Source organism: Bacillus sp. NEAU-Y102, assembly GCF_054788175.1.
Genome location: NZ_JBTWFK010000009.1, coordinates 59501 through 85690 on the forward strand (window position 1 = coordinate 59501; position 26190 = coordinate 85690).

The 26190-nt window shown below is 35.0% G+C and carries 25 protein-coding genes and 1 riboswitch; of the genes, 14 read left to right on the top strand and 11 right to left on the bottom strand.

Going from position 1 to position 26190, the window contains the following annotated elements; genetic code table 11:
* Positions 1-28: 28 nt before the first annotated feature.
* The gene (ahpF, locus tag ACYFX0_RS22010) at positions 29-1555 is read right to left on the bottom strand and encodes an alkyl hydroperoxide reductase subunit F (RefSeq protein WP_247727720.1); all 1527 of its coding nucleotides are present in this window, start codon (positions 1553-1555) and stop codon (positions 29-31) included.
* 14 nt (positions 1556-1569) lie between these two features.
* Positions 1570-2133, bottom strand: a complete 564-nt coding sequence (ahpC, locus tag ACYFX0_RS22015; protein WP_000924420.1) for an alkyl hydroperoxide reductase subunit C — start codon at positions 2131-2133, stop codon at positions 1570-1572.
* Positions 2134-2724: 591 nt separating this feature from the next.
* On the opposite strand from ahpC, the gene mtnK reads away from it, so the two are divergent.
* The 3 genes from mtnK to ACYFX0_RS22030 are packed head-to-tail and all read left to right on the top strand — an operon-like array spanning position 2725 to position 5706.
* Positions 2725-3954 carry an S-methyl-5-thioribose kinase gene (gene mtnK / locus ACYFX0_RS22020; protein ID WP_000033215.1) on the top strand — a complete coding sequence of 410 codons (1230 nt, stop codon included), beginning with the start codon at positions 2725-2727 and terminating at the stop codon, positions 3952-3954.
* Positions 3955-3966: 12 nt separating this feature from the next.
* The gene (gene mtnA, locus ACYFX0_RS22025; protein WP_000392488.1) at positions 3967-5010 is read left to right on the top strand and encodes an S-methyl-5-thioribose-1-phosphate isomerase; all 1044 of its coding nucleotides are present in this window, start codon (positions 3967-3969) and stop codon (positions 5008-5010) included.
* Positions 5011-5064: 54 nt separating this feature from the next.
* Positions 5065-5706 (top strand): L-fuculose-phosphate aldolase, encoded by a 642-nt coding sequence (locus ACYFX0_RS22030; RefSeq protein ID WP_000926560.1) that lies wholly within the window; start codon positions 5065-5067, stop codon positions 5704-5706.
* Positions 5707-5750: 44 nt separating this feature from the next.
* Here ACYFX0_RS22030 and ACYFX0_RS22035 read toward each other — a convergent pair whose 3' ends face one another.
* The 3 genes from ACYFX0_RS22035 to ACYFX0_RS22045 are packed head-to-tail and all read right to left on the bottom strand — an operon-like array spanning position 5751 to position 8761.
* The gene (locus ACYFX0_RS22035) at positions 5751-6758 is read right to left on the bottom strand and encodes a FecCD family ABC transporter permease (RefSeq protein WP_106082271.1); all 1008 of its coding nucleotides are present in this window, start codon (positions 6756-6758) and stop codon (positions 5751-5753) included.
* Positions 6755-7795, bottom strand: coding sequence for a FecCD family ABC transporter permease (locus tag ACYFX0_RS22040; RefSeq protein WP_002153558.1), 1041 nt, complete (start codon positions 7793-7795; stop codon positions 6755-6757). The genes ACYFX0_RS22035 and ACYFX0_RS22040 overlap by 4 nt, the downstream gene beginning before the upstream one ends.
* A 48-nt stretch (positions 7796-7843) precedes the next feature.
* The gene (locus ACYFX0_RS22045) at positions 7844-8761 is read right to left on the bottom strand and encodes an iron-hydroxamate ABC transporter substrate-binding protein (protein ID WP_106082270.1); all 918 of its coding nucleotides are present in this window, start codon (positions 8759-8761) and stop codon (positions 7844-7846) included.
* Positions 8762-9092: 331 nt separating this feature from the next.
* On the opposite strand from ACYFX0_RS22045, the gene ACYFX0_RS22050 reads away from it, so the two are divergent.
* Positions 9093-10142: an NAD(P)/FAD-dependent oxidoreductase gene (locus tag ACYFX0_RS22050; RefSeq protein WP_001070938.1), complete on the top strand. Its 1050-nt coding sequence runs from the start codon at positions 9093-9095 to the stop codon at positions 10140-10142.
* 195 nt (positions 10143-10337) lie between these two features.
* Here ACYFX0_RS22050 and ACYFX0_RS22055 read toward each other — a convergent pair whose 3' ends face one another.
* A complete protein-coding gene (locus ACYFX0_RS22055) occupies positions 10338-10706 on the bottom strand; it encodes a hypothetical protein (RefSeq protein ID WP_000235474.1) in 369 nt (122 codons plus the stop codon).
* 186 nt (positions 10707-10892) lie between these two features.
* Between ACYFX0_RS22055 and ACYFX0_RS22060 the strand changes: the two genes are divergently transcribed.
* From ACYFX0_RS22060 to ACYFX0_RS22090, 7 genes are all read left to right on the top strand, one after another.
* Positions 10893-11132 (top strand): helix-turn-helix domain-containing protein, encoded by a 240-nt coding sequence (locus tag ACYFX0_RS22060; protein ID WP_460271956.1) that lies wholly within the window; start codon positions 10893-10895, stop codon positions 11130-11132.
* A 235-nt stretch (positions 11133-11367) separates the two neighbouring features.
* The gene (locus ACYFX0_RS22065) at positions 11368-11892 is read left to right on the top strand and encodes a hypothetical protein (RefSeq protein WP_000051518.1); all 525 of its coding nucleotides are present in this window, start codon (positions 11368-11370) and stop codon (positions 11890-11892) included.
* Between the two features lie 20 nt (positions 11893-11912).
* A complete protein-coding gene (locus ACYFX0_RS22070) occupies positions 11913-12362 on the top strand; it encodes a hypothetical protein (protein WP_000443833.1) in 450 nt (149 codons plus the stop codon).
* 162 nt (positions 12363-12524) lie between these two features.
* Positions 12525-13193, top strand: a complete 669-nt coding sequence (locus ACYFX0_RS22075; protein WP_001004281.1) for an LSm family protein — start codon at positions 12525-12527, stop codon at positions 13191-13193.
* A 239-nt stretch (positions 13194-13432) separates the two neighbouring features.
* Complete coding sequence (locus ACYFX0_RS22080) at positions 13433-14698, top strand: hypothetical protein (protein WP_000434726.1); 1266 nt, start codon at positions 13433-13435, stop codon at positions 14696-14698.
* A gap of 137 nt (positions 14699-14835) precedes the next feature.
* On the top strand, positions 14836-16062 hold the full coding sequence (locus ACYFX0_RS22085) for an ATP-binding protein (protein ID WP_001046099.1): 1227 nt from the start codon (positions 14836-14838) through the stop codon (positions 16060-16062).
* Positions 16063-16291: 229 nt separating this feature from the next.
* On the top strand, positions 16292-16672 hold the full coding sequence (locus tag ACYFX0_RS22090) for a hypothetical protein (RefSeq protein ID WP_000424116.1): 381 nt from the start codon (positions 16292-16294) through the stop codon (positions 16670-16672).
* A 134-nt stretch (positions 16673-16806) separates the two neighbouring features.
* Here ACYFX0_RS22090 and ACYFX0_RS22095 read toward each other — a convergent pair whose 3' ends face one another.
* Positions 16807-17439 (bottom strand): cyclase family protein, encoded by a 633-nt coding sequence (locus ACYFX0_RS22095; RefSeq protein WP_000862979.1) that lies wholly within the window; start codon positions 17437-17439, stop codon positions 16807-16809.
* Between the two features lie 85 nt (positions 17440-17524).
* Positions 17525-17637: riboswitch (SAM riboswitch) on the bottom strand.
* Positions 17638-17785: 148 nt separating this feature from the next.
* Here ACYFX0_RS22095 and ACYFX0_RS22100 point away from each other — a divergent pair.
* Both ACYFX0_RS22100 and ACYFX0_RS22105 read left to right on the top strand, forming a co-directional pair.
* Positions 17786-18895 carry a PRK06851 family protein gene (locus ACYFX0_RS22100; protein WP_106082269.1) on the top strand — a complete coding sequence of 370 codons (1110 nt, stop codon included), beginning with the start codon at positions 17786-17788 and terminating at the stop codon, positions 18893-18895.
* A 111-nt stretch (positions 18896-19006) separates the two neighbouring features.
* A complete protein-coding gene (locus ACYFX0_RS22105) occupies positions 19007-19789 on the top strand; it encodes a nucleotidyltransferase domain-containing protein (RefSeq protein ID WP_001208228.1) in 783 nt (260 codons plus the stop codon).
* Between the two features lie 13 nt (positions 19790-19802).
* Here the strand turns inward: ACYFX0_RS22105 and ACYFX0_RS22110 are convergent, their stop codons facing one another.
* Together ACYFX0_RS22110 and ACYFX0_RS22115 are read right to left on the bottom strand one after the other, a co-directional pair.
* Positions 19803-21104, bottom strand: coding sequence for an MFS transporter (locus ACYFX0_RS22110; protein WP_106082268.1), 1302 nt, complete (start codon positions 21102-21104; stop codon positions 19803-19805).
* 145 nt (positions 21105-21249) lie between these two features.
* Positions 21250-22776, bottom strand: a complete 1527-nt coding sequence (locus ACYFX0_RS22115; protein ID WP_106082267.1) for an FAD-dependent oxidoreductase — start codon at positions 22774-22776, stop codon at positions 21250-21252.
* A gap of 581 nt (positions 22777-23357) precedes the next feature.
* On the opposite strand from ACYFX0_RS22115, the gene desB reads away from it, so the two are divergent.
* Positions 23358-24443 (top strand): Delta(10) desaturase DesB, encoded by a 1086-nt coding sequence (gene desB, locus ACYFX0_RS22120; protein WP_000661228.1) that lies wholly within the window; start codon positions 23358-23360, stop codon positions 24441-24443.
* A gap of 53 nt (positions 24444-24496) precedes the next feature.
* Here desB and ACYFX0_RS22125 read toward each other — a convergent pair whose 3' ends face one another.
* Positions 24497-25252: an amino acid ABC transporter permease gene (locus ACYFX0_RS22125; RefSeq protein ID WP_003255986.1), complete on the bottom strand. Its 756-nt coding sequence runs from the start codon at positions 25250-25252 to the stop codon at positions 24497-24499.
* Between the two features lie 47 nt (positions 25253-25299).
* Positions 25300-26094, bottom strand: coding sequence for an ABC transporter substrate-binding protein (locus tag ACYFX0_RS22130; protein ID WP_000823756.1), 795 nt, complete (start codon positions 26092-26094; stop codon positions 25300-25302).
* Positions 26095-26190 lie beyond the last annotated feature (96 nt).

Here is a 26190-nt window from a genome sequence, read left to right on the forward strand (position 1 = left end):
AACAGGTGCTAAGGCACCTGTTTTTTTATTAGTTACGAATTAAGTAATCAAATGCACCTAAAGCTGCGTTTGCACCTGAACCCATAGAGATGATGATTTGTTTGTACGGATTATTTGTACAGTCACCTGCAGCAAACACTCCTGGTACGTTTGTAGCGCCGTGCTTGTCTGTTACGATTTCACCGCGAGCGCGTTCAACTGTTTCGCCTAACCAGTCTGTGTTTGGCACAAGACCGATTTGTACGAATACACCTTGTAATTCAACGTGATGAACTTCTTCAGTTTCACGATCGATGTAAGAAATACCGTTTACTTTATCAGTACCAGTAATTTCTTTCGTTTGAACGTTTTTCAGAACAGTTACGTTTGGTAAGCTGTTAAGACGCTCTTGTAATACAGCATCAGCTTTTAATTCTGGCATGAATTCAAGAACAGTTACGTGCTTAACAATACCTGCTAAGTCGATAGCTGCTTCAATACCAGAGTTACCTCCGCCTATAACTGCTACGTCTTTTCCAGTGAATAATGGACCGTCACAGTGTGGGCAGTATGCTACACCTTTATTTTTGAACTCAGCTTCACCCGGTACGCCAACGTTACGCCAGCGAGCACCTGTTGAAACGATTACGCTCTTACTTTTCAGAATAGCGCCGTTTTCAAGTTCCACTTCAATAAGTTCTTTTTTCTCTAAACGTTTCGCACGTTGTAGATTCATTACATCGATATCGTATTCTTTTACGTGCTCTTCAAGACTTGCTACTAGCTTAGGACCTTCAGTCTTTTTTACGCTGATGAAGTTCTCAATGCCCATAGTATCCATTACTTGACCACCGAAGCGCTCAGCAACGATACCAGTGCGGATGCCTTTACGTGCTGCGTAAATTGCTGCACTTGCACCAGCAGGACCGCCACCAACAACAAGAACATCGTATGGATCTTTATCAGAAAGCTCTGATGCATCTGGACCGTTACCCATTTTAGCTAAAATTTCTTCAAGTGTCATACGACCGCTTCCGAAAGATTCGCCGTTTAGGTAAACAGTTGGTACTGCCATGATGTCTTTGCTTTCTACTTCCTCTTTGAATGCAGCGCCATCAATCATAGTATGTGTAATACTAGAGTTAAGAACGCTCATTACGTTAAGAGCTTGTACAACATCAGGACAGTTATGACAACTTAGGCTGATATAAGATTCAAAATGATATTCGCCTTGAATGTTTTTAATTTGATCGATTAATTTTTGTTCAACTTTTGGAGCGCGTCCACTTACTTGTAGTAAAGCTAACACTAATGATGTAAATTCGTGTCCTAATGGAATACCAGCGAATACGACACCAGTGTCTTCACCAGGGCGGTTTACGCTAAAGCTTGGTGTTCTCTCTAATTCAACTTTTTCTACTGTAATCTTAGATGACATAGTAGCTAAATCGTCTACTAGAGCTAACATATCTTTAGATACGTTATCGTCTCCTGCGCTTACTTTAAGTAAAATATCGTTCTCCATTAACTGAAGGTATTGGGATAGTTGTGTTTTTATATCTGCATCTAGTATCATTTTGATCGAACTCCTTAGATTTTGCCTACAAGGTCAAGGCTTGGTTTAAGTGTTGCAGAACCCTCTTGCCATTTAGCTGGGCAAACTTCACCTGGGTTGTTACGTACGTATTGAGCAGCTTTAATTTTGTTAACAAGAATGCTTGCGTCACGGCCGATACCGTCAGCATTGATTTCCATAGATTGGATAACGCCGTCTGGATCGATGATGAATGTACCACGAGCAGCAAGACCTTCTTCTTCCATTAAAACGTTGAAGTTTGTAGTGATTGTGCGAGTTGGGTCACCGATCATGATGTACTCGATTTTGCCGATAGTTTCTGAGCTATCATGCCATGCTTTGTGAGTGAAGTGAGTGTCTGTAGATACAGAGTATACTTCAACGCCTAAGTCTTTTAGAGTTGCATATTGGTTTTGTAAGTCTTCAAGTTCAGTTGGGCAAACGAATGTGAAGTCAGCTGGGTAGAAACAAACTACACTCCATTTTCCTTTTAAACTTTCGTCAGTAACTTGGATAAATTCTCCATTATGGTAAGCATTAGCTTTAAACGGTTTTACTTCTGTGCCGATTAATAACATGTTAAAATTCCTCCTAAATGTTGGTTTGAGCATCAAAAAATAGTGTGCTCATAAAATATATTTTTTAATTAACTATAATAATTCTAATTCGATATTAATTATCATATAGAATTGGTTATTTTGTCAAGCGAATAAACCAACTTTATTCCAATTTAATTAATATTTATTCTCAATTAAGGCTATCAGGGAATAGAAAGGTAATTTTAAGTCTATAAATTTTAGATGAGTGTTTGAAAAGTTTAGTGTGTATGTTAGAGATAGTGTGTAAGTTTAATTTTTTAGGAAGGAAATATTTCTTAGAAGTTTTGGTTTTGAAAAGGAACTGCTTACTTCTATTTTACAAAGAATTTTGTGATAAATAAAATAAAATGAATCGGAAATTTTTTGAACAATTTTTGTCATCTCAAATATATAATTAGGAAGTATATTAAGATGATAGTTAGAAACATTGACTCAAAGTGCTAACAAGATATAATAAAACCTAGATATATCTTTCAAAAAGAAGAATACATATTTATAGGATGAAAAAATTCAACCTATTATTTTTTATAGCTTTTAGAAAACGCTTACAATTAGTGTGGAGGGGAAACCATGTCTAAGTTCACGAAGTATTTTTTAATGGAAGCTAAAGATGTGATTGCATATGTGAAAGAGAAATTGTCTAAGTTTGAACATGCAAAGGAGTTACAGTGTAAAGAAATAGGTGATGGCAATTTAAATTATGTGTTCCGCGTTTGGGATGAAAAAGAGAACATGTCAGTCATCGTAAAGCAAGCTGGGGATACAGCTCGCATTTCAGATGAGTTTAAGTTGTCGACAAACCGTATTCGTATAGAATCAGATGTTTTGCAGTTAGAGGATGAGTTAGCACCCGGACTTGTTCCTAAGGTGTATTTATTTGATAGTGTGATGAATTGTTGCGTAATGGAAGATTTATCGGATCACACAATATTACGTACAGCACTTATAAATCATCAAATATTTCCGAGGCTTGCGGATGATTTAACTACTTTTATGGTAAATACACTTTTATTAACATCGGATGTTGTAATGAATCATAAAGAGAAGAAGGAACTTGTGAAGAATTATATAAATCCTGAATTATGTGAGATTACAGAGGACCTCGTATATTCAGAACCATTTACCAATCATAATAAGCGTAATGAGTTATTTCCGTTAAATGAGGGATGGATTAGGGAACATATTTATAGTGATAAAGAGCTTCGTATGGAAGTAGCGAAACGTAAATTCTCTTTTATGACGAATGCACAGGCATTACTTCATGGTGATTTACATACTGGTTCTGTTTTTGTAAGAGATGATTCTACAAAGGTTATTGATCCTGAGTTTGCTTTTTATGGACCTATGGGATATGACGTTGGGAATGTAATGGCGAATTTAATGTTTGCTTGGGTGAATGCAGATGCAACGATGCCACCTGGAGCGGAGAAAGATACGTATATGGATTGGTTACAAACTACGATGGTAGAGGTAATTGATTTATTTAAGAAGAAGTTTTTAGATGCTTGGGATATTCATGTGACCGAGATTATGGCGAAGGAAGAAGGCTTTAGCGAAGTATATTTACAATCTGTATTAGAGGATACGGCTGCAGTGACAGGTCTGGAATTAATTCGCCGTATTGTTGGATTAGCTAAAGTAAAAGATATTACTTGTATTGAGAATGAGGAAGCACGTGCTAGAGCGGAGCGAATTTGTCTTCAAGTAGCGAAGAGTTTTATTTTACGAGCGAATCAATATAGAACGGGTACACGTTTTGTAGAAACGTTAAAAGAACAGTCAATGCACTACGCGAAGTAAGGGGAGAATATGATGGAAGAGCAATTAATACCCATTCAGTGGAAAGATGATGCTTTAGTTTTATTAGATCAAACATTATTACCGAATGAGGTTGTCTATGAATCTTTCAAGACAGCTGAAAGTGTGTGGGATGCCATTCAAGTAATGAAAGTACGAGGAGCACCAGCAATTGGTGTTTCGGCAGCGTACGGTGTGTATTTAGGAACAAAGGAAGTTATTCAAAGTAAGATGGAAGACTTTATAGAGGAAGTCAAAAAGGTATGTGCATATTTGGCAACATCAAGGCCAACAGCAGTAAACTTATTCTGGGCACTTGAAAGAATGGAAGCGGTAGCGACAGAGAACGCGCACTTATCAATCGTCCAGTTGAAAGACAGATTACTAGAAGAGGCAAAAGAGATTCATAGAGAAGATGAAGAAATTAATCGTCAAATTGGAGAGCATGCATTAACATTATTCCATGATGAAATGGGAGTATTAACACATTGCAATGCTGGTGCGTTAGCGACGACTAAGTATGGTACTGCGACAGCACCAATGTACTTAGCGAAAGAAAAAGGATGGGACTTAAAAATCTATTCAGATGAAACTCGTCCTAGGTTACAAGGTTCAACGTTAACAGCATTAGAACTACAGCGAGCGGGAATTGATGTTACTGTCATTACAGATAATATGGCAGCTATGGTCATGTCACAAGGAAAAATCGATGCTGTAATCGTTGGATGTGACCGCGTGGCAGCAAACGGTGATGTAGCAAATAAAATTGGCACATTAGGCGTATCTATTTTAGCTAAATACTACAACATTCCGTTTTATGTAGCAGCGCCAACACCAACAATCGACTTAAAAACACCGACAGGAAAAGAAATTCCGATTGAGGAAAGAGATGCTTCTGAAGTGATTAATCGCTTCGGACAATATTCTGCCCCGAAAGAAAGTAAAGTATATAATCCGGCGTTTGATGTCACACCATATGAGAATGTAACAGCAATTATTACAGAAAAAGGGATTGTAAAAGCACCGTTTACGGAGAACTTAAAAAAGCTATTTCAATAAGTAAATAGCTTTTAAAATTCAGTCATCATAAGCTTCATACTTAGGGGGATGTATATGTTATTACAAAAAGAAAGAGAAGAAATTGTAGCGTATGGAAAGAAAATGATCTCTAGTGGTTTAACAAAGGGGACTGGGGGTAATATTAGTATTTTCAATCGCGAACAAGGTCTTGTTGCGATTAGCCCAAGTGGTTTAGAGTATTATGAAACAAAACCTGAAGATGTAGTTATATTAAACTTAGATGGTGAAGTGGTAGAGGGAGAGAGAAAGCCATCAAGCGAACTAGATATGCATCTTATTTATTATAGAAATCGTGAAGATATAAATGCGCTTGTGCATACACATTCACCTTATGCGAAGACGATTGCGTCATTAGGATGGGAGCTTCCTGCTGTTTCATATTTAATTGCTTTCGCAGGCCCGAATGTTCGCTGTGCACCGTATGAAACATTTGGTACGAAGCAATTAGCGGATGCTGCTTTTGAAGGCATGATTGATCGTCGTGCTGTGCTACTTGCAAATCACGGTTTAATTGCTGGTGCAAATAATATAAAAATGGCGTTTACTGTTGCAGAAGAGATTGAGTTTTGTGCTCAAATTTATTATCAAACGAAAAGCGTCGGAGAACCGAAGCTTTTGCCAGAAGATGAGATGGAGAATTTGGCGAAGAAGTTTGAAGGGTATGGGCAGCAGTAGAATGAAACAAAAACACCCTCAAGAAAAGATCTTGAGGGTGTTTTTTACGCTTTTTTAAGTAACAAATACATAAAGTAAGGAGCCCCAATTAAAGCAACGACAATACCTGCTGGGATGCCGTTAGGTTCAACGATGTTTCGGCCAATTGTATCTGCTAATAGCAATAGCCATCCGCCAATTAAAACGGCAATAGGCATGAAAATTTGATGTCTTGGACCTACTAAAGATTTCGCGATATGAGGAGCCATTAGTCCGATAAAGCTAATTCCTCCTGTTACGGAAACAGCTGCAGCTGCAAGCGCAACGGCTGCAACTAATAAGTATCTGCGTTCTTTTTCAATTTCAATTCCAACACCGATTGCGACTGGCTCGTTTAATGCTAGAATGTTTAATCGATTTGCTTTATAGAAAACGAACGGAATTAATACGATTAGCCATGGGAGCATTGCTAAAACGAAGATCCAGTCATCTCCCCAAATATTTCCGGCAATCCATTTTGAAATAAAGTCTACTTTCATACGATCCGCGGATGAAATAAGGACAATCATCGTTCCAGATAGTGCAAATGCAAAACCAATACCGGTTAATGTTAGTCGGATTGGCTGAAGCCCAGTTGATTTACTATATGAAAATACGTAAATTAGAACAGCTGTCAGAAAAGCCCCGATAAATCCAACGACTGGTAGTAAGTAAAGAAATGAACCTACATCTATTGGAAAGTATAAAAAGAAAATAGCAACAGCAACACCGGCCCCAGAGTTGATCCCGAGAATACCAGGTTCAGCTAAATCATTTCGAGTAATTCCTTGGAATATAGCCCCTGATAAAGCGAGAGCCATACCAGCTAATAATGTAATCACAATTCTAGGTAGTCTTAAAGAGTATAAAACAAACTCCTCTTTAAAAGTCCCTTGTCCCATTAATGTTGGGAGTAGTCGATCATAAGATAAAGATGCTGAACCAAGTCCCATTCCAACTACAATGGTGGTGATGGTCAGTATTAGTAAAGCAAGTATAATAAGACGTTGTTTTCTTAGAATAGATTGCATCATGAGAATGTTTTTCCTCCTTTACGTACAATGAATAGGAAGAATGGTAACCCTACAATCGCGACAATTGCCGCAACTGGTGTTTCGTACGGAGCGTTAATAGTACGTCCGATTGTATCTGCAAGTAGCATAAAGGAAGCTCCAGCAATTGCTGACATCGGTATAACAAATCGGTAATCTGGACCGACAATTGGGCGTACCATGTGAGGTACCATTAAACCGATAAATGCCATATTTCCAACAAGCGCTACAGATGCACCTGCAAGTAAGATAATAATGATAAATAAAATAGTTTTAATAACAATAATTTTTTGACCAAGTCCAATAGCCACTTCCTCACTGAAACTAAGAACTGTTAATTTTTTTGCTAGTAAGATAGCGATAAAGATACTAATTGAAATGACTGGAATAATAATTTTTAATTGGCTCCAAGTTGTTCCAATTACACCCCCAGCAGTCCAAAGTGATACATCTTGTGAAATTTTAAAATAAATGCCGATTCCTTCTGAAATTGCGAGTAGAAATGCGGAAACTGCAGCGCCCGCTAATACAATTCGAAGAGGAGAAAGGCCGCCTTTTTTCACCATACCAATTCCAAATACCATGATTGCGCCAATTGCCGCACCGATAAAGCAAGCTAATGTTAAGTAAAGATAGCTGATGGAAGGATTGAAAGCAAGTGTCAGTGCAAGCGCAGCATTTGCTCCACCAGATAGCCCTAATAAACCAGGATCTGCAAGTGGATTTCGTGTTAATCCTTGCATAATTGCTCCAGAAACGGCTAATCCAGCTCCTACAAAAATAGCAGCAACTTCACGTGGTAAACGTATTTCTCGAATAATAGATATTTTGTCTCCTTTAGCGGAGGAAGTGAGTGCTAACCATACATCTTTTATCGAAGTATCTGCAGCACCTAATACCATTGCAACCATAAAAATAAGAAAGAATGCAATTAAGCTTAAAATTAGTTTGTATGTAAAAGCTATAGAACGTGGATTTTCATGATCTTTTGTCATTCGTTTCACATCTTTTCTGTTCATAGAATAAAGGAAGAGGAATTCTTAAATTAAGAATTCCTCATGTTTGTATTATTTACCAAGAAAGTTCTTCTTGAAGAAGTCTAGTTGGAAATCTAATGTAAGTGGATCATTGAAATAGAATTCCATCATGTTTGCTTCATATACGCGATTATTTTTTACTGCTGGGATGTTTTTATATGATTCTGTCTCTTGGAATGAGTTATCAGTCTCTTTATTTTTACTTACGATTAAGTAATCACCAGCAAATTCCGGTAATACCTCAGTAGATAATGCGTAGTAACCTTCTTTTAATGCTTTTTCTTTTACTTTTTCAGGCATTTTTAATTTCATTTCTTGGTACAGGATTTCTGTTCCGCGGCCCCAGTTCTCGCCGTATACATAAAGCTGTTTGTTGAAGTTTTCTACAACAGAAACTGTTGCATCTTCACCGATTTTTGCTTTAATTTCTTTACCAGCTTCTTGTGCACGTTTCTTGAAGTCATCAACCCAAGTTTTTGCTTCTTTTTCTTTGTTTAATAACTTACCAATTTCTAAATGCTGTGTTAAGTAATCAACTTTTCCGTAAGTGTATGTTACAGTAGGAGCGATTTTCTTTAACTTATCGACATTTTTAATATTTGATAAACCAATGATTAAATCTGGATTTAGTTCAGCGATTTTTTCAACATTTTCATCTGATACTTCAGCAACATCTTTAAGTTTGCTATCAAAACGTGGGTTTTGTTTAGACCATGAATCTACCCCAACAAGATTTACATCTAATGACATTACGTTACCAGCGAATGATGATAATACAACAACGCGTTTTGGATTTACAGGAACTTCTACTTTACCATTTTCAGATTGGTATGTAATTGTTTCTGATTTACTACCTTTTGCATCGTTCTTTTTGTCTGTAGAGCCATTGCTACAAGCACTCATAACAAGAACGAAAAGAACTGTTAGTGAAATAAATAACTTTTTCATCGTCTTTCTCCTTTAACATAGATGATATGTGTATACAATAATTTGTTTAACTGTAATCTTTTTGAAAGAGTAGTGGTAATGCAAAATAATTTATTGAAAATCTTGAATATGAGATTTTATAATATAGTATTAACCATATTAATGAAAGAAGATGTAATCTCAATTTGCTAATTATTAACAAATTGATAATGATTATCACTATTGATTCTTTAAATAATATAATTTTATATAGGTGTATTGTCAATAGTAATTTTGATTGTAAATTTTGCGGAAACAGGTTATATTTTATTGAGAATGATAATCAATGACTAGTAGCTGAGGAGTGACACGAATGAATCAAGAAGAATTGTTTGATGTAACTGTGATAGGCGGAGGACCTGCAGGGCTTTATTCAGCTTTTTATAGTGGACTCAGAGAGATGAAAACGAAAATAATAGAATTTCAACCACAGTTAGGTGGAAAAATACATGTTTATCCAGAGAAGATGATTTGGGATGTAGGAGGGCTGCTGCCAGTTACAGGTGATAAATTAATTGAACAACTTGTACAGCAAGGGCTAACATTTAAGCCAGAAGTGGTATTAAATACAAAAGTAGAATCGATTATTCGTAACGAAGATGGCACTTTTACGTTAAAAGCAAGCAATGGCGAAGAACATTTTTCAAAAACAGTTATCGTCGCAACTGGAAGTGGTATATTGAAACCTCAAAAGTTATCAATTGAAGGTGCTGAGCGATTTGAAGTATCTAATTTAAATTATACAGTGAAATCTTTAAAGCGTTTCAAAGGTAAGACGGTCATTATTTCCGGCGGAGGAAATTCTGCGGTTGATTGGGCAAATGAATTAGAACCAATTGCGAAAAAAGTGTATGTAACATATAGAAAAGAAGAATTATCTGGTCATGAAGCACAAGTAAAACAACTGCTGAACAGCTCGGCGGAGTGTTTCTTTAATACATCGATTACAAAACTCATTGCTGGTGATAATCATGAAGCGATCGAATATGTAGAATTGACAAATCATGAAACAGGTGAGGTTTCTCATTTACCTATTGATGAAGTTATTATTAATCATGGATATGAACGTGACATTACATTATTAGAAAATAGTGAGTTAGACGTTGCGATTATAGATAATTATTATATTGCAGGTAATGCAAATAGTGAGTCTTCAGTAGATGGATTATATGCTGCTGGAGATATTTTAAAGCACGAAGGGAAACTACACTTAATTGCAGGTGCATTCCAAGATGCTGGAAATGCTGTGAATAAAGCAAAGCAATTTATCCAACCAGATGCAAGTGAGTACGGAATGGTTTCTTCTCATAATGAAGTATTTAAGAAGAGAAATCGAGAACTGATTAAACAGATGATGAAATAATAAGGAACAAGTATACCCCCACATACTTCTCTATTCAAATGGATGAGAGATGTACGTGGGGGTTTTCCTGTTTACTATATTTTCAATCATTATAATGACACCGGTTTCATCAGTTCATATGATATGAACATTTTATTGGTAAAGCATCCTAGAAAACAATTTAGCTATGTTTTGCTTACGCAGAACATGGCTAAATTACGCTGTCCCTTTAGCGCGTTCATTAGGAAATGGCATATTTAGTATAGAAGCAATATATTGTTTTCCATGTTTTCGAGCCAATGATTCTAATATTTGACGGACGCGTTTTGTAAGATGGCCTTGTTTTTTGATGGCTTCACAATATGCGTCATAGAAAGCATATTTAGCCCAAAGGAAATCATCTTGTTGGAATAAGAAATGATTTTTGTACCATTCACCAATTGTATGATAACAATTGTTTTCATGTATTGCTGTGCTTTGAGAAAGAAAACGATCAGATAAAGATACATTCAAATGAGAAATTGTGTTTTCTGTTTCAACTTGTAGTGTTTTTTCTAACATTGTAATGATGTGACGAGTAGCCATATGTTAACTCTCCTTTGTGTAAATGGGTAATACCATTCTATATTTAAAAAATTCTTACTATATAATACTATACAATATATGGAATGCATCTACCTGCTTTTTGAACTGCATTTACAAAATCTTTTTTATTTGTTTACAAAAATAAAGTAAAGTAAGATACAGTATAGATGAAAAAATAATAAAGGAATGAACGCATTGTATATAACAGTAGAAGAGACTGCGGAGTATTTGAATTTACCGAAATCGTATATTGAAGAGTTAATTCAGCAAAAGAAAATTCGTACGCTATTCGATGGAGAGCAATATTTAGTAAATAAAGAACAATTCAATACACATTTAGAACAAATGGAGAAATATAAGCAGTTAGTGGAAGAAATATTAAATGAACCAATTCCAGAAGATATGGATGTTAAAGACGAAGACTAAACTTTGGGAAATCCCGTATGAAGATATGCAGAAATGTATCTTCATACGGGATTTTTTGTTTAAATGTATCAAAATCCTAATGGGCACGCAGAATTTCTTATATTTTTGATAGGTAGTAGTCTACCATGTTAAAAGCATATTTTTTTCTAGCTAGGACAAACATAGAGAACGTAACCTGTACAGATACATATACTATCAGTGCAAAAGCTTATAAATTAATGGAAGGGGTTTTCTCGTGAGTTTATTTCATTGTGATTTTCTGAAAGACTTAATTGGATCTTTTGTGAGAGTAAACAGGGGTGGTCCAGAATCTCAAAAAGGAACAATAATATCAGTATGTCCGGACTACTTCGTATTGAAGAATGAAAAAGGTGAGCTTTATTACTATCAACTTAGCCATCTGAAAAGTATTACGAAAAATGCAAAAGACTGTGGATCAAGTGATTGTGATTGGGAAGATTGCGAATGTGCAGACGACTTTGAAGCACTACTTCTAAGCTTCAAATATTGCTGGGTGAAAATTAATCGCGGTGGTCCAGAGAAAGTGGAAGGCATTTTACAAGATGTTTCTTGTGACTTCGTTACATTAATTGTAAAAGAAGAAGTTATATTAATTGCAATAAAGCATATTAAAAGTGTTAACTATAATGCATTAGCATGCGGAGAGAGCGATGAGAGCGAAGATAGTAATAGTAAGGAAAGTAGTAGCGATAATTCAGGTCGAGCTCGCGCACAAAGACAGTCAAGTAGAGGAAGATAATAAGAAAGGAGGATACAAATTTGGAAAGTATATTATGCTGTGAGCAAATTAAATGCTTAGTCGGTGAGACTGTAAAAGTAAATCTTCGTGGACCAGAGAGTCGAGTGGGGGTACTTGTATCGTTAGGGAGAGATTACCTTACATTACAACTTCCTCTTGGTGAATTAGTATATTACCAATTGAAACATGTGAAGAGTCTAGCTAAGAAAGTGAAAGAAAGTAAATGTGGCGATTCCTATGTTTCATGTTTCTGCTCTGATGATGATACTTTTGTCGATGTATTACGTGACTTGAAGTATAAGTGGGTAAAGATTAATCGTGGCGGTCCAGAATGTGTGGAAGGATTATTAAGTGAAGTGCATGAAGAATGTATTACACTAGTAAACTGCGATGAAGTCATTTATATCATTAATTATCATATTAAGAGTGTGAGTCAAGTAGTGAAATGTAAAAAGAATGAAGATGAATAATGTTTAATAAATAAGAGGGGCATTATGAGGGAAAGAGAAGAACAATTTCTTATTTCGATAGTATGAAAAGGAATTACTTACTATTAAGACAAAACATTGCCCTGATTATTTTTTTTGAAACAGAAGATAGGAAAGCTGATATTCATAGGAAGGAGGATATAGATGAATGAGTTGAATAAAAGTATTGGAGAAAATATATATGTTAAATTAATCGGTGAAAAAAGATTTAAAGGTGTATTAATTGATGTAGGAAATGATATCGTTGTTCTTTACAATGGACAAGATTACGTATATATATCTTTATATCATGTACAATACTATAAATTTTTAAGACCATATGACGAAGAAATATCAAAACCAGATGTTGATTCTGTAATTAAGAGGGAATCCCCTTCAATTTCTTTGAGAAAAGTATTAAGTACTTCTAAAGGTATTTTTACAGAAGTTTATGTAGCAGGAAATGCTCCAATACATGGTTATGTTACAAGTGTGATGAACGATTATATTGTTTTTTATAGTCCGGTTTATAAAACGGTATATATATCTTTAAAGCATTTAAAATGGTTAATTCCGTATAAAGAAAACCAAGTACCGTATGCCCTCAATAAAAATGAACTCCCCGTAAATCCGTTAAATATTACGTTAGCTAGAACGTTTGAAGAACAGCTTATTAAAATGACAGGGAAAATTATGGTGTTCGATTTAGGTGAGGAGTCCAATAAAATTGGAAAAATGGCGAAAATTGATGAAGGTCATATTGAAATATCAAAAGCACGTGATGCAAAAATGTATGTGAATATTCAACATGTAAAATCCGTCCATTGTCCGTAGATTAGTTGGAAGGGCTGGCTTTTTCTTTTATATGCAGAAGAAAAGGTCGAGCCTATTTATTTAGTTTAATTTGGATATGAGGGGAAAAATGAATTGAATATAAATATATTATAGTGTGATCTTTTTAAAAATAATTTTGCACTACTTTATAAAGAAATATGTACGAGCTATCTTTTTATGTATTCAATTTATTTTTTGAGGAGGAGCTGCTCAACTAATTTATTAAAGGGGTTTTGTTTGTGGAGCAGTTTCCGAATTCGTTATCAATTACATTGCTTGGTAGTGCTGGTGGAGCAGCAAAAGCAGTTTTAGCAATTTTAAATCAAGCGATAGCAAATGAAAAAGATCCAATTTATGAAGTATTAAAGAATGCCAAATTTCATTTGGTGGATATAAAACAAAAAGATAGGACTTATTATGATGAGTTGTTTTCGAATTTGAAAGGTCGCTTATATTTATATGAAATAAACCTTCAAAATGTAGTGGAATTTAAACAACATTTAAAAGAAAAAAGAACGAGTGTTGTGATTGATGTTTCAGGAGCAGATACAATTAGAGTATTAAGCTGCTGTAATGAACTAGGAATTTGTTATATTAATTCAGCCTTGGAAAATGAGGCCGTAGATCAGGACGATAGCTTAATCGGCTTTCAGCTTACGGAAAGATATACAAGGTTTGAGAAGGAGAAAGAGAAATTTACAAATACAAAAGCGATTATAGGTTCAGGTATGAATCCAGGTGTTGTTCAATGGATGGTTGTTGAACTTATGAAGGAACGACCAAATGAAAGGCCAAGAGCATGTTATATTGTAGAACATGACACGTCGTTTTTGAATGATACAGCGCTTATAAAGCCACATACACTTTATGCTTCATGGGCAGTAGAGCGATTTTTAGATGAAGCAATCTGGAGTTATCCGATGTATATGAGTCAACATCGTCCTCTTTACTTTTATGAAGATGTATATGCTTCAGAGTATAAAGTGAAGTTGGGAGAAAAAGAATTCTATGGTTGTTTAATGCCACATGAGGAAGTATTAATTTTAGGGAAAAACTTTAATATGGAAGTTGGTTTTCTTTACCGAATTAATGAGTATACAACAAATATAATTAGACAGAATTTAGACCAAGTAGAAGATTTATGGAACTGGAATCGTAAAGTGTTTAATCCAGCGGAAGAAGAGGTTGCTGGAGAGGACTTGGTCGGTGTGTTACTCGTTTATGAAAATAGTGAGACATATATGTATAATGTGATGAATAGTAGCCAAGTTTTTCGTAAATATAAAACGAATGCAACGTATTTTCAGGTAGGGTGCGGGATTTATGCGGGCTTGTCCAGTTTACTTTTAGATCGATTTGAACAAGGTGCTTATTACGTCGAGGAGTTGTTATTAAATACAGAAAGTAAGTACGGTGAGTATTTAAATTTATATATGAAGGATTTTGTAATGGGGCATAATAATTTTACTGATGGATTGTTACATGACAGGGTAAAATGGGTGTAATTTGTTACCAAAAGGAAGGAGAGATCTCCTTCCTTTTAGTATTATAAGGTTAAATATTGCCCTGAAAGCAATTTCATACTTATACTTTAAGGAGATAACAATGAAAGTTTTTTGTATCGATCAAGGGGAGTTTTTATATGAACAAATACAAGAGCTTGATTTATGAAGAAAGAAGAGCCTTAAAGGTATTTATATTATTATTCTATATTATATTCTTTTTATATGACGCTATATATTATTTTGTGTATCCTGCTATGAATATTAGTGGAACAGCGGTAGGTTGGCCAGAAGGTAGTCTTGGGATAGGTGTGCCTATATTTGTAATAGCAATATTTCCTATTTCTATATACCTTCAAAAAAGAGGGTATGTATATTCTGTAAAATATTTATTTTTATTTGGGTACATGTTTATCAATCTTGTTAATAATTTAATGATTTATTTGCGAACGGATAGACCTTTTGAACATGGTAGTATGGTAGAAATGTTATTAATTTTATTTGCCCCAGTTTTCGTGAATAGAAAATACTTTTATTTAGTTTCCTTTAGTGTAATTGGAAAGTACGTATTTTTCACATTGCTATTACAAGATTTAAAAGTGGTAATTCCACTTGTTTTATGTGTATTCTATTTCATTATTTCACATTCTTTATTAAAACGATTTCAATCTTATGTAAGAACAGTGGTTGAAATGATGAACAATATGAAAGAGACGGAAAATTTAGCTGTGATTGGAACTATGTCTACAACAATTGCCCATGAAATTCGAAATCCGTTAACAGCGTTAAAAGGGTTTACGCAAATGCAAAAAGAAAGAAATCCAGCTGATACGATGAGCTACGACATTATGTTACAAGAAATTGAAAGGGTTAATGGATTTGTTAGTGAATTGATGTTGTTAGGAAAACCAAAGCCAACAAATTATGAAAGGTGTAATATACGAGACATCCTTCTATATGTTGTGCATCTAATGGAAAGTTATGCAACGCAATATAGAGTTAAATGTCATTTACAAGTAGATGGGAATTTACCGGCTATAAACGGTGATGATAAGCAATTAAAACAAGTGTTATTAAATATCATTAAAAATGGAATAGAATCAATGCCAGAGGGTGGAGAAATTCATATCCGTGCATATCAAAAAACGCAAGGACATTTGTGTATTTCTGTTGAAGACCAAGGATTTGGTATAGAGAATGAAAAGTTGGAAAAAATCGGCAAGGCGTTTTACACAACAAAGGAGAATGGTACAGGACTTGGATTAATGATTACATATAAAATTATTAAGGAACATCAAGGGAGTATCACGATCCAAAGTAGTCTAGGAGTAGGAACGAAAGTCGAAATTTTTCTGCCGACCGTTTAATGTATTGGGAGAAAAGATTTTTCAGAAAAGTGTTCTTGTTGTGTAAATATAAACATTTTATAAAATGTTTCAAGAAGGGTTTTTTTTATAAAATACTTCGTTTATAATGGAGGAAAATATCGACATGAGATTGATTGCTCATGTAACGGTTCAGTAGTGTTATGAAAAGATAAGAAGGGGTGCACGCGCATCCTTTTTTCTATGCAGATATTATGAAAGAGGTGGTATGATGGAATTAACATTAAATTCGACTGTATGTTTACACACGATTCAATTTCGAAAAGAGCAAAAGAATTATATTGTAAAAGATACAATTACAGGAGAAAAATATGAAATGCCGCCACTTTGGATTGATGCATTGGCAATGATGCGTGACGGTTTTTTATTGGGAGAAATTGAGGAGAAATTAAAAGAAGAGTATCCATCTGAAGAAGTGAATATGTTAGCATTCACGAGGCAACTGTTAGAACTAGAACTTGTTGAAATGGTAGATGGAGAAGAGATAGCTTGCACAAAGAAGAAAGAGATAGATTGTTTAGCTTGGGTGCGTCCCCGTGTGGAACAATTCTTTCTTAATTTAAATAGAAAATATAGAAGCAAAGACCAGTAGTGGCCTTTGCTTTTTTTAATCCCGCTATTTGCCGGGCAGTAAGACCCCCACCTCAAAATTCAGCGGAAGCAAAGAAGTTAGGTGTGGGATGAACAAACCCCCCACTGATTAAAGGTTCGCTTTATAGGTTGTGTTTAAAATATAACAGCAAATGCTCTTGCGAAAGCACCGTCACTATTTTTAATTTTTAAAGGTGCGGCTGAGAAAAAGAAACGTTTTGTTTCGATAGCATCTAGATTTGTTAAGTTTTCGATTAAATAAATATTATTCCCTAGTAATATGTGATGAATCGGTGATGTTTCTGTTGTGACTTCATCAGGAGAAATGAAATCTAAACCGATAGATTTTACCTTTAATCGCACTAGTTCTTTAGCTAATTCTTCAGAAAGGTAAAATGCTTCTTTCTCATAAGCTTCTGTATTCCATTTAGTGGATAGATTAGAATGAAAAATAACAATATCACCTTCTTTTATGTCAGTATTATGCAATACTGCCTTAGGTAATTTTCGCTCTTGAATATGTGTTACATCTATAAGAACAGCTTCGCCTACAAATTGATCCAGCGGTAATTGATCGATGGTCGTTGCGCCTGAAATAAAATGCGCAGGGGCATCACAATGTGTGCCAACGTGAACGACAGAATGAAAATCTGTAACTTGATAGCCTGATTCTTCAACACTTGTAACAGCTTCTAGTTGTATTTTAGGTGTTCCAGGAAATTGAGACATATTATTTTCAAATGTTTGCGATAGATCAATTACTTTCATTTTACATACCTCCAATATATATTTTTCAAATAATAAAAAGCTCATCCTTCAGTATCAAGAAAGATGAGCTTTACATGCTAGTTGAGTTTTATCTTCCAAAATGCAATGCATTTTGCAGGAATTAGCACCTATTCAGTTTGTATAAACTGAGGTTGCTGGGCTTCAAAGGGCCGGTCCCTCTGCCTCTCTTGATAAAGAAGTATTTAATTTTGAAATCGGAATTTTCCGATAGTTAAATTGTAATTCATTTCCTTTTTTCGTGCAATACAAAATAGGTATTCACCCAAATAAAGCTGCTCGCATATTGTAGCTTATGTAAATAGAATGCTGCGAAGGAGTGAGTGCAGTGACAGGAAATGTATTGAATTATTATGCTGGTGGTAATACAGCTAGGGGATTTCACAATTTATACGAAGAGAATTTAAAAGGATTAGACAGATTATTTATCTTAAAGGGTGGCCCAGGAACGGGAAAATCTTCTTTAATAAAGGCAATAGGTCGGGAATGGGTTGAAAAAGGATATGATATTGAATTTTTACATTGTTCTTCTGACAATAAATCGGTTGATGGTGTAATTATCCCAAAATTAAAAGTAGGAATTGTTGATGGGACATCGCCGCATGTTATTGAGCCAAAAATGCCAGGCGTTGTTGAAGAATATATAAATTTAGGAATTGCTTGGGACTCAAATAAACTAAGAAAGCAGAAGTTAGAAATTGAAAGATTTGTTTCAGAAGCAAGCAAAGCTTTTCAGTCTGCTTACGCACATTTTAAAGAGGCATTGGTTATACATGATGAGTGGGAGAAGATATATATTGATAATATAGATTTTAATAAAGCAAATGAACTAACCGATCAGCTAATCCAGAAATTATTTGCAGATAAAAGCGGGAGACAATCGCTTGTAAAACATCGTTTTTTAGGAGCTGCTACACCGAAAGGAGCAGTTGATTTTGTTCCTAATTTAACAGAAGGGTTACCACATCGTTATTTTATAAAAGGGCGCCCAGGCTCTGGAAAATCAACGATGCTCAAAAAGTTAGCTAAGGAAGCTGAAGAAAAAGGGTTTGAAGTTGAAGTATATCATTGCGGATTTGACCCGAATAGTCTTGATATGGTTATCGTAAGAGAATTAGGATTTGCAATTTTTGATAGCACCGCACCACATGAATATTTTCCAAGTCGCGAGGGTGATGAAATTATTGATATGTATGCCCTTATTGTTACGCCAGGGACGGATGAGAAATATGCGAAGGAAATTCGTGATGTCTCCATTCAGTATAAAGCAAAAATGAATGAGGCGATGTCTTTCTTAGCGAAAGCAAAATCGGTTCGTGATAAATTAGAACGAATTTATATTGCTGCTATGGATTTTTCAATAGTAGATGCATATAAAGAGGAGATTCAAAAAGAGTTTGAACGAATTGCTGCTACTGTAATTGAAAAGCAACAATAGACGTTTCATTAGGCTGTCAGTAATTTCTGACAGTTTTTTTAGTATGTAGTAAAATTAATAGTGTATTGTCGAATTTCCAAGGAAATAATCAAAAAATGGAGTTGTTATGAAATGAGAGAGAAAATCGAGTTGGAGTTAGAAAGAATTGAAAAAGAGAATGATGTGAAAATTTTATTTGCGGTGGAATCAGGGAGTCGTGCTTGGGGGTTTCCATCGAAAGATAGCGATTATGATGTTAGGTTTATTTATATACATCCAGTAGAATGGTATTTATCAATTCATGATAAACGAGATGTAATTGAATATCCAATTAGCGATGATTTAGATATAAGTGGTTGGGATATTAAAAAGGCATTGCAACTATTCGCGAAGTCGAATCCAGCTTTACTTGAGTGGATTCGATCACCAATTTTTTATTCGAAAAACTCTAATTTTCCAGAACTACTTCAACAGATGAGTGAGAAGAATTTTGATCCAAAAGCAACGATATATCACTATTTACATATGGCGTCGAAAAATTATCGTGAATTTTTGCAAGGTGAGAATGTAAAGCTGAAAAAGTACTTTTACGTATTACGTCCCATTTTAGCTTGTAAGTGGCTAGAAGAGAAAGCAACTTTACCTCCTGTAGAGTTTGATCGATTGATTACAGAATTACCATTAGAACGTAGTGTATTAGATGAAATTGAAAAGTTGTTAATAAAGAAAAAAGCAGGTACTGAATTAGATGTTGGATTGAAAATTAAGGTGCTAAATCAATTTTTAGAAGAACAAATTCATTACTATGGGCAATATGTAAAAGGAATTGAAAAGGGATCAGGGATCGATATTGAGGTTTTAAATACACTATTTCGAGACATGCTGTTTGAAGCATATGAAAAAGAGCACAAGTAAGTTTGTGCTCTTTTTATTTTGTAGGAATGAAGAAAACAGATATAGCTGCGATAAGACCTGCAAAGGAGAATAAGTAAAAATTCCATGATAAGTCATATTGCATTGTCATAATAATACCGACGAGAATAGGGCCAGCAATTGCACCAACTCGGCCAAGCCCCAATCCCCAGCCTAAGGAGGTAGCTCGGATATGTGATGGGAAGTATTGTGTTACATATGCATTTAATATTTGAGTAATACCGACCGATCCAATACCAGCAAGGCCAATTAAAAGATAAATGATTGTAACAGATGGTTTGATTGTTAATAGTCCGATACATATGGCTGCCATAAGATAAGAGATGCTAATAACAATTTTTGCTCCTATACGATCAGCAATTGCTCCAGCGAATAATGCGCCGATAGCTGCGGTAATATTTAACATAAGTAGAAATGACAGACTAGACCCAAGAGGATATCCTGCCTGGCGCATCATCTGTGGTAACCAAGTGTTTAAACCATATATTAAAAACATTCCCATCATATAAGTGATCCAAAAAAGTAGCGTTGCTTTTATGTATTCTTTTGAGAATAAAGTAAAAAATCCATTTTTCTTTCGTATAGTAGATGGGTCTTGATGAGTTTTATCTTTTACATGAAATTCAATTTGAAAACGATTAAGAATTTGGTTCACTTCTTCTTGGCGATTACGTGATAATAAAAATTGAATGGACTCAGGTAAATAGCGAATAATGAAAGGAATGAGGAGTAGTGGAATCATTCCGATACCAAACATAATTCTCCATCCGAAATCTTCTAACATAAGCATGGACAAAATAGCACCTAACACGATACCTAAAGGATAGCCAGTAAACATAAGAGCATAAATAAAAGATTGCCTTTTTTTGGGTGAATATTCAACAGTAAGTGCTGAAGCTGTTGGGATAACACCGCCTAATCCGATTCCTCCTATAAATCGAGATAATCCAAATAACTCAGGAGAAGGAGCGATAGCCGCTAAACCCATTGTGATAGAAAAAAGTGCTAAACAGCATATAAGCGTCCATTTACGTCCAATTAGATCTGTAATCGTTCCAACTAGAATAGCCCCAATAAACATCCCAAATAAAGCATAGCTTGCAATTGTGCCAGCGTGTGATGGTGATAGCGCCCAGCTTTTGTCTTCTAGGAGCTTTGGTAGAACGGCACCGTAAATACCTAAATCATATCCATCAGCTAAAATGGCTAGCCAACAAATAAAAACAACAAGTTTTGTAATAGAGCTTGAAAAGATAGTTTCTGTAGATTCTAGATGAGGTGGAGCTGAAGGCTGCATAATATTCCCCCCCTTTTTAATTTGTAGATGAATATATTATTTTATTTAATGTTAATATTTTCCTCCCTGTGTCGAAATTTATCTGAAAAGGTTTTATAACAAATAAAGAAGTTCAACAGTAATTATGTTGAACTTCTTTATTTGTTCACTCATTATCAACTCGTTTTAACGGTTGATCTGCTGGACCTTCAAGAACGTCTCCTTCAATTGAAAAACGAGAACCATGGCAAGGACAATCCCAGGTACAATCACCATTATTCCATTCAACTTCACAGCCGAGATGTGTACAAGTTGTATCGACGATATGTAATTTTCCTTCTTTGTCCTTATAAGCACCTGCTCGTTTACCGTTAACATGTACGACAGATCCTTCACCAACTTCGAGATCTTCTGGCTTACGTAATGCGGTTTCGATCTTTCCTTCAATTAAATGTTTCGCAACATCAATGTTCTGGGAGAGGAACGTTTTTATATCTGGATTTGCATGGAAGCGTGATGGTGCATACAGTTCTTTATAGGGACTGTGGACTTTTAGGATGGAGTCCTTCAGTAGCTGAGCGGCAGCAGTTCCAGTTGTCATTCCCCATTTGCGATATCCAGTTGCAACAAATATATTTGGATTTCTTTCGTTAATATGTCCGATATAAGGAAGCTTATCTAGAGTGATTAAATCTTGTGCTGACCATCTATAAGGAACTTCGTCTATTCCAAAAGTTGCTTCAGCAAAAGAATAGAGTGCTTCATAATGAAGCATCGTATTTATTCCTTGTCCTGTTTTATGACTTTCTCCGCCAATTAAAATTAATTTCTCTCCATTTTTTGTTATATAGCGTAAGGAGCGCTTTGGATCATCAATACTTAAATACATGCCACCTGGATAATCCATTTTTGCTTTTATTGCAAGAGCATAAGAGCGTTCTGCATACATTCGCGTAAAGAAAAAGCTATTCGCATCATAAAAAGGAAAATGTGAACAAGAGACAACATATTCACAAGTGATATGATGGCCCTCTTTTGTAATTATTTGTGGATAATCTCCCTTTTCCACATCCATAGCTGTTGTTTGTTCGTAGACCTTTCCACCCATCTCCACAAACTTTTCTAAAAGTGTTTTTAAATAAAGAAGGGGATGGAATTGTGCTTGATTTTTCATGACAAGTGCAGATTGTACTGGAATAGGAATCGATAGAGATTGAACATAATCACAAGGTATATTTAATTTTTGATAAGCTTCATATTCTTTCGATAAATTTCTTAATCCGTTATCAGTAGTTGTATATAAATATGAATCTTCATTTGAGAAATTACAGTCGATTTTATATGTTTGAACAGTTTCGTTTATGAATTGTAGAGCCTGATTATTTGATTCATAGTAAAGCCCGGCCTTTTCTACACCGAAGTGATTTATTAATTCATCATAAATAAGATCATGTTGTGCTGTTACTTTCGCTGTTGTATGCCCAGTCGTCCCGTTTAAAATACGACCAGAATCAATTAAAACAACATCGATGCCTTCTTTTGCAAGTAAATAGGCAGTAGTAATACCTGTAATACCAGCACCGATAATAGCAACTTTCGCCTTTATATTTTCGGATAAACGAGGGAAAGTAGGAAACTGAGTAGATTCAATCCAATAAGATAGCGGCAGTTGTGGAAATGTATCACTTGTCATTGCTGAAACCTCCTGATTTTAGAACAATTTTCCTTTTAATATTTCCATATTATATGAAATTCATGTGTGTTGTTTTAGAAGAAGTCTATTTTTATTAAAAGAGGTTATAAATTATTTTAATATAATTAATTAGGTGGGGCATTATGAAGAAGTAGGATTTATATAAAACTAAATTCAAGTGATTCTGTTTGTTGATTACATAGAGATTTATTGAATGAGATAGGGTCTATGGCGTTTAAGAAAATGTCTATAGATAGTGGGTAAATCCTTATGTAATCTATACATTTTCTTTAGTGAAATAAAGTATGATTATAAAAATATAACCAACTTTTATTACTAGGTCATAAAAGTTGTTGACAATATAGAAATTCTATTGTTATGATTCATCATGTGGAAAGGTTGATAGAGAGTAAAAAGAGAAATGTTTTTCATTGATAATAAAAGCGAAAAATAAGTGACGATAGAGTGAGTATATTTTCCTTATAATAGATGCTTTTTGGATCATTTAGTAAAATCAATCTGGAAGCAAGAATTGATATATGTAAGTTGCGCAAGGCGCGGCATAAGAAAGGGGCAAAAGGATGAAGGAGCTTCATACATTTGGGTGGTATGCAGCACGTGTATCACCACATTTGCCGAAAAAAGCATTTAAACCAGTGCCTACTCGTTTATTTGGTGGATTGGCTTATTTGCTTGTGGCATTGTCGGGATTAATATCGATTGGTGTATTTGAATTGAATGTGTGGGCGAATCTAGGAATTGCGATTGTTCTTGGATTATGTTTTGCTTCACTAGGATTTTTAGGGCATGAAATTTTACATGGAACTGTTGTAAGAAAGGCATGGCTTCGTGACTTCTTAGGAGCGATTGCATTTATGCCATTATCAACAGGGCCAAAGCTTTGGAGAAAGTGGCATAATGCAACGCATCATGTTCATACACAGCATGAAGAGAATGATCCGGATGCATGGCCGACACTTGAGAAACTTAAGAAGAGTAAGTTTTTGAGTTGGGTATATCGTATGCCTCTACATGTACGTTCATTCTTTAGTTTTCTGTCACTAACAATTCAATTTACATTGCATTCGACTCGAATGTTCTTTCATTTTATAAAAGAGTTCAAGTCATCCAATCAAAAATCTGTATGGCTTCAACTTCTTTTGCCTTGGACAGTTTGGATTAGTTTATTGTTTATTATGGGACCTGGAAAATGGTTATTTGCATATGTCATTCCGTTGTTAATTGCTAACTTTATTGTAATGGCATATATCGCAACAAATCACCGCTTAAATCCAATTGTTCCAGTAAATGATCCGTTAGCAAACTGCTTATCAGTAACAGTGCCGCGCTGGGTAGACGTTTTGCATTTCAATTTCTCATATCATACAGAACATCATCTGTTCCCTGCTATGAGCTCTAAATACTATCCGTTAGTAAAAGAGAAGATTAAAGAAATGTGGCCGGAACGTTATCACGAAATGCCGATGACAAAAGCATTGGCAGCACTTTGGAATACACCACGTGTGTATTATCACGGAAGTGAATTAGTTGATCCGCATAGAGAGCATTTCTACGGTTCTTTAGGAAATGGCTTAGACCCTCATAATATTTCATATCGTGAGGAACATATAGAAGAAAAAGAGAGTATTAAAAAAATAAATCAGTAAAAATTAATATATTTTTGCAGTGAAAAAGCAAGCCATCTCAGGCTTGCTTTTTCTTATAAAGAAACTTCCTTTTTGTTCTTTTTATTGACTTGGAAGGAGTTAGTTTCTTTTCGTTGTAATCGTTTTTCTAAAAGATTAACAAAATAAGTAAATAGAAGAACAAGTACGAGATAGTATGCACCAACGATTATGTAAGTATCTAATTGTTGGAAGTTACCTGCTGCAATTGATAAACCCGATCCCCATAATTCGGACATTCCTACATAAGCAACAAGTGAAGAATCTTTTAATCCGATAATAAATTGGTTTCCTAGAGGAGGAAGAGACAGACGAAATGCTTGTGGTAATATAATTCGTCGCATAGCTAAAGGATAAGGCATGCCTAAAGAGCGAGCTGCTTCTAATTGTCCTCGGTCAACGGATTGAATAGATCCACGGAAAATTTCCGTAATATATGCACCGTTATGAATTGCTAAAGCGATTGCTCCTGCCCAAAAAGGGGTGAAAACAACAACAGATGTAATTCCAAAATAGAGAATGGCAATTTGAACAATTAAAGGTGTACCACGAATAATAGCAATGTAGACATGAGCGATACTATTTAAAACTTTATTGTTAGAGATTCGAAAGAAAGCGAATAATAATCCAATTAATGAACCGAGTACTAGGGAAGTTAATGTTAATTGTAATGTGACAATAGTAGCTTTTAAGAGTGTGGGATAGGAAGAGATAAAAATTTCAAACATGCGTTTCACCTCATATTGTATAGATTTTAGTAGAGAATGAAATGCCCCACATAAAATGAACACTTAATCAGTGGGGCACTGTTTATGAATCTTTTGAATGGCTAACTTACTTACTTCGTTTTTTCCTCTTCACCAAGAATATTACGTCCGAACCATTTTTTACTGATCTTATCATACGTACCATCTTTAATGATTTCATCTAACGCTTTATTTACTTTCTCAACCATTTCTTTATTATCTTTGCGAATAGCAATTCCCATTTCATCAAGATTTAATGGTTTTCCGGCTTCTTTTATATTCGATTTTCCTTCTTTTATCATACGTAGACCAACCATTTGATCCGTAATTACTGCGTCAACACGCCCAGGCTCTAAATCCATAAGAGCAGTAATATCACTGTCATATTCTGTGATTTGATCTGTATATTTTGCAACAAGATTTTTAAAGGTACTAGCTTTTACAACACCAATTTTCTTACCTTTTAAATCTTCTGGAGAAGAGATAGCGGTATTCTTTTTAGCTACAAAAATTTGGGCGCCAGAGCGATAGTACGGATTTGAGAAACTAACAGCTTTTAAGCGCTCCTCTGTAATTGCCATACTACCCAGTATTACATCATATTTCTTCGCTTGAAGACCTTGAATTAGCGTTTCCCATGGGTTTGTAACTGGCGTAGCCTTCATGTTCATCTTTTTAGCAAGAGCTTCACCGATTTCTACATCAAAACCGACAAGTTTGCCGTCATTTTCTTTATAGTTAAAAGGTTTGTATAATCCACTCATCGCATAGCGAAATTCTTTTTCACCATTTGATGAAGTAGTAGAACTTTCTTTGCTACAAGCTCCTAGTATGAAAGATGTACATAGTGTAATGCTCGCAACAATGGTTAATAGTTTTCTTTTCATAAAACCCCTCCTATATATTGATCATACGGATGTTTTTCAGTATGTTATTGAAATATTTTATTTGGATGATTAGTTGTGCACCGTATGAATGTATTC

Excerpts from the sequence above, each read along its gene's own strand:
- ACYFX0_RS22105 (WP_001208228.1), top strand. The coding sequence starts at position 19,007 with ATGAGAGAGAAAATCGAGTTGGAGTTAGAAAGAATTGAAAAAGAGAAT.
- ACYFX0_RS22030 (WP_000926560.1), top strand. The coding sequence starts at position 5,065 with ATGTTATTACAAAAAGAAAGAGAAGAAATTGTAGCGTATGGAAAGAAA.
- ACYFX0_RS22130 (WP_000823756.1), bottom strand. The coding sequence starts at position 26,094 with ATGAAAAGAAAACTATTAACCATTGTTGCGAGCATTACACTATGTACA.
- ACYFX0_RS22085 (WP_001046099.1), top strand. The coding sequence starts at position 14,836 with ATGAACAAATACAAGAGCTTGATTTATGAAGAAAGAAGAGCCTTAAAG.
- ACYFX0_RS22115 (WP_106082267.1), bottom strand. The coding sequence starts at position 22,776 with ATGACAAGTGATACATTTCCACAACTGCCGCTATCTTATTGGATTGAA.
- ACYFX0_RS22050 (WP_001070938.1), top strand. The coding sequence starts at position 9,093 with ATGAATCAAGAAGAATTGTTTGATGTAACTGTGATAGGCGGAGGACCT.
- ACYFX0_RS22075 (WP_001004281.1), top strand. The coding sequence starts at position 12,525 with ATGAATGAGTTGAATAAAAGTATTGGAGAAAATATATATGTTAAATTA.
- mtnK (WP_000033215.1), top strand. The coding sequence starts at position 2,725 with ATGTCTAAGTTCACGAAGTATTTTTTAATGGAAGCTAAAGATGTGATT.
- mtnA (WP_000392488.1), top strand. The coding sequence starts at position 3,967 with ATGGAAGAGCAATTAATACCCATTCAGTGGAAAGATGATGCTTTAGTT.
- ACYFX0_RS22060 (WP_460271956.1), top strand. The coding sequence starts at position 10,893 with ATGAACGCATTGTATATAACAGTAGAAGAGACTGCGGAGTATTTGAAT.
- ACYFX0_RS22110 (WP_106082268.1), bottom strand. The coding sequence starts at position 21,104 with ATGCAGCCTTCAGCTCCACCTCATCTAGAATCTACAGAAACTATCTTT.
- ACYFX0_RS22045 (WP_106082270.1), bottom strand. The coding sequence starts at position 8,761 with ATGAAAAAGTTATTTATTTCACTAACAGTTCTTTTCGTTCTTGTTATG.
- ACYFX0_RS22035 (WP_106082271.1), bottom strand. The coding sequence starts at position 6,758 with ATGATGCAATCTATTCTAAGAAAACAACGTCTTATTATACTTGCTTTA.
- ACYFX0_RS22090 (WP_000424116.1), top strand. The coding sequence starts at position 16,292 with ATGGAATTAACATTAAATTCGACTGTATGTTTACACACGATTCAATTT.
- ACYFX0_RS22055 (WP_000235474.1), bottom strand. The coding sequence starts at position 10,706 with ATGGCTACTCGTCACATCATTACAATGTTAGAAAAAACACTACAAGTT.
- desB (WP_000661228.1), top strand. The coding sequence starts at position 23,358 with ATGAAGGAGCTTCATACATTTGGGTGGTATGCAGCACGTGTATCACCA.
- ACYFX0_RS22040 (WP_002153558.1), bottom strand. The coding sequence starts at position 7,795 with ATGAACAGAAAAGATGTGAAACGAATGACAAAAGATCATGAAAATCCA.
- ACYFX0_RS22095 (WP_000862979.1), bottom strand. The coding sequence starts at position 17,439 with ATGAAAGTAATTGATCTATCGCAAACATTTGAAAATAATATGTCTCAA.
- ahpF (WP_247727720.1), bottom strand. The coding sequence starts at position 1,555 with ATGATACTAGATGCAGATATAAAAACACAACTATCCCAATACCTTCAG.
- ahpC (WP_000924420.1), bottom strand. The coding sequence starts at position 2,133 with ATGTTATTAATCGGCACAGAAGTAAAACCGTTTAAAGCTAATGCTTAC.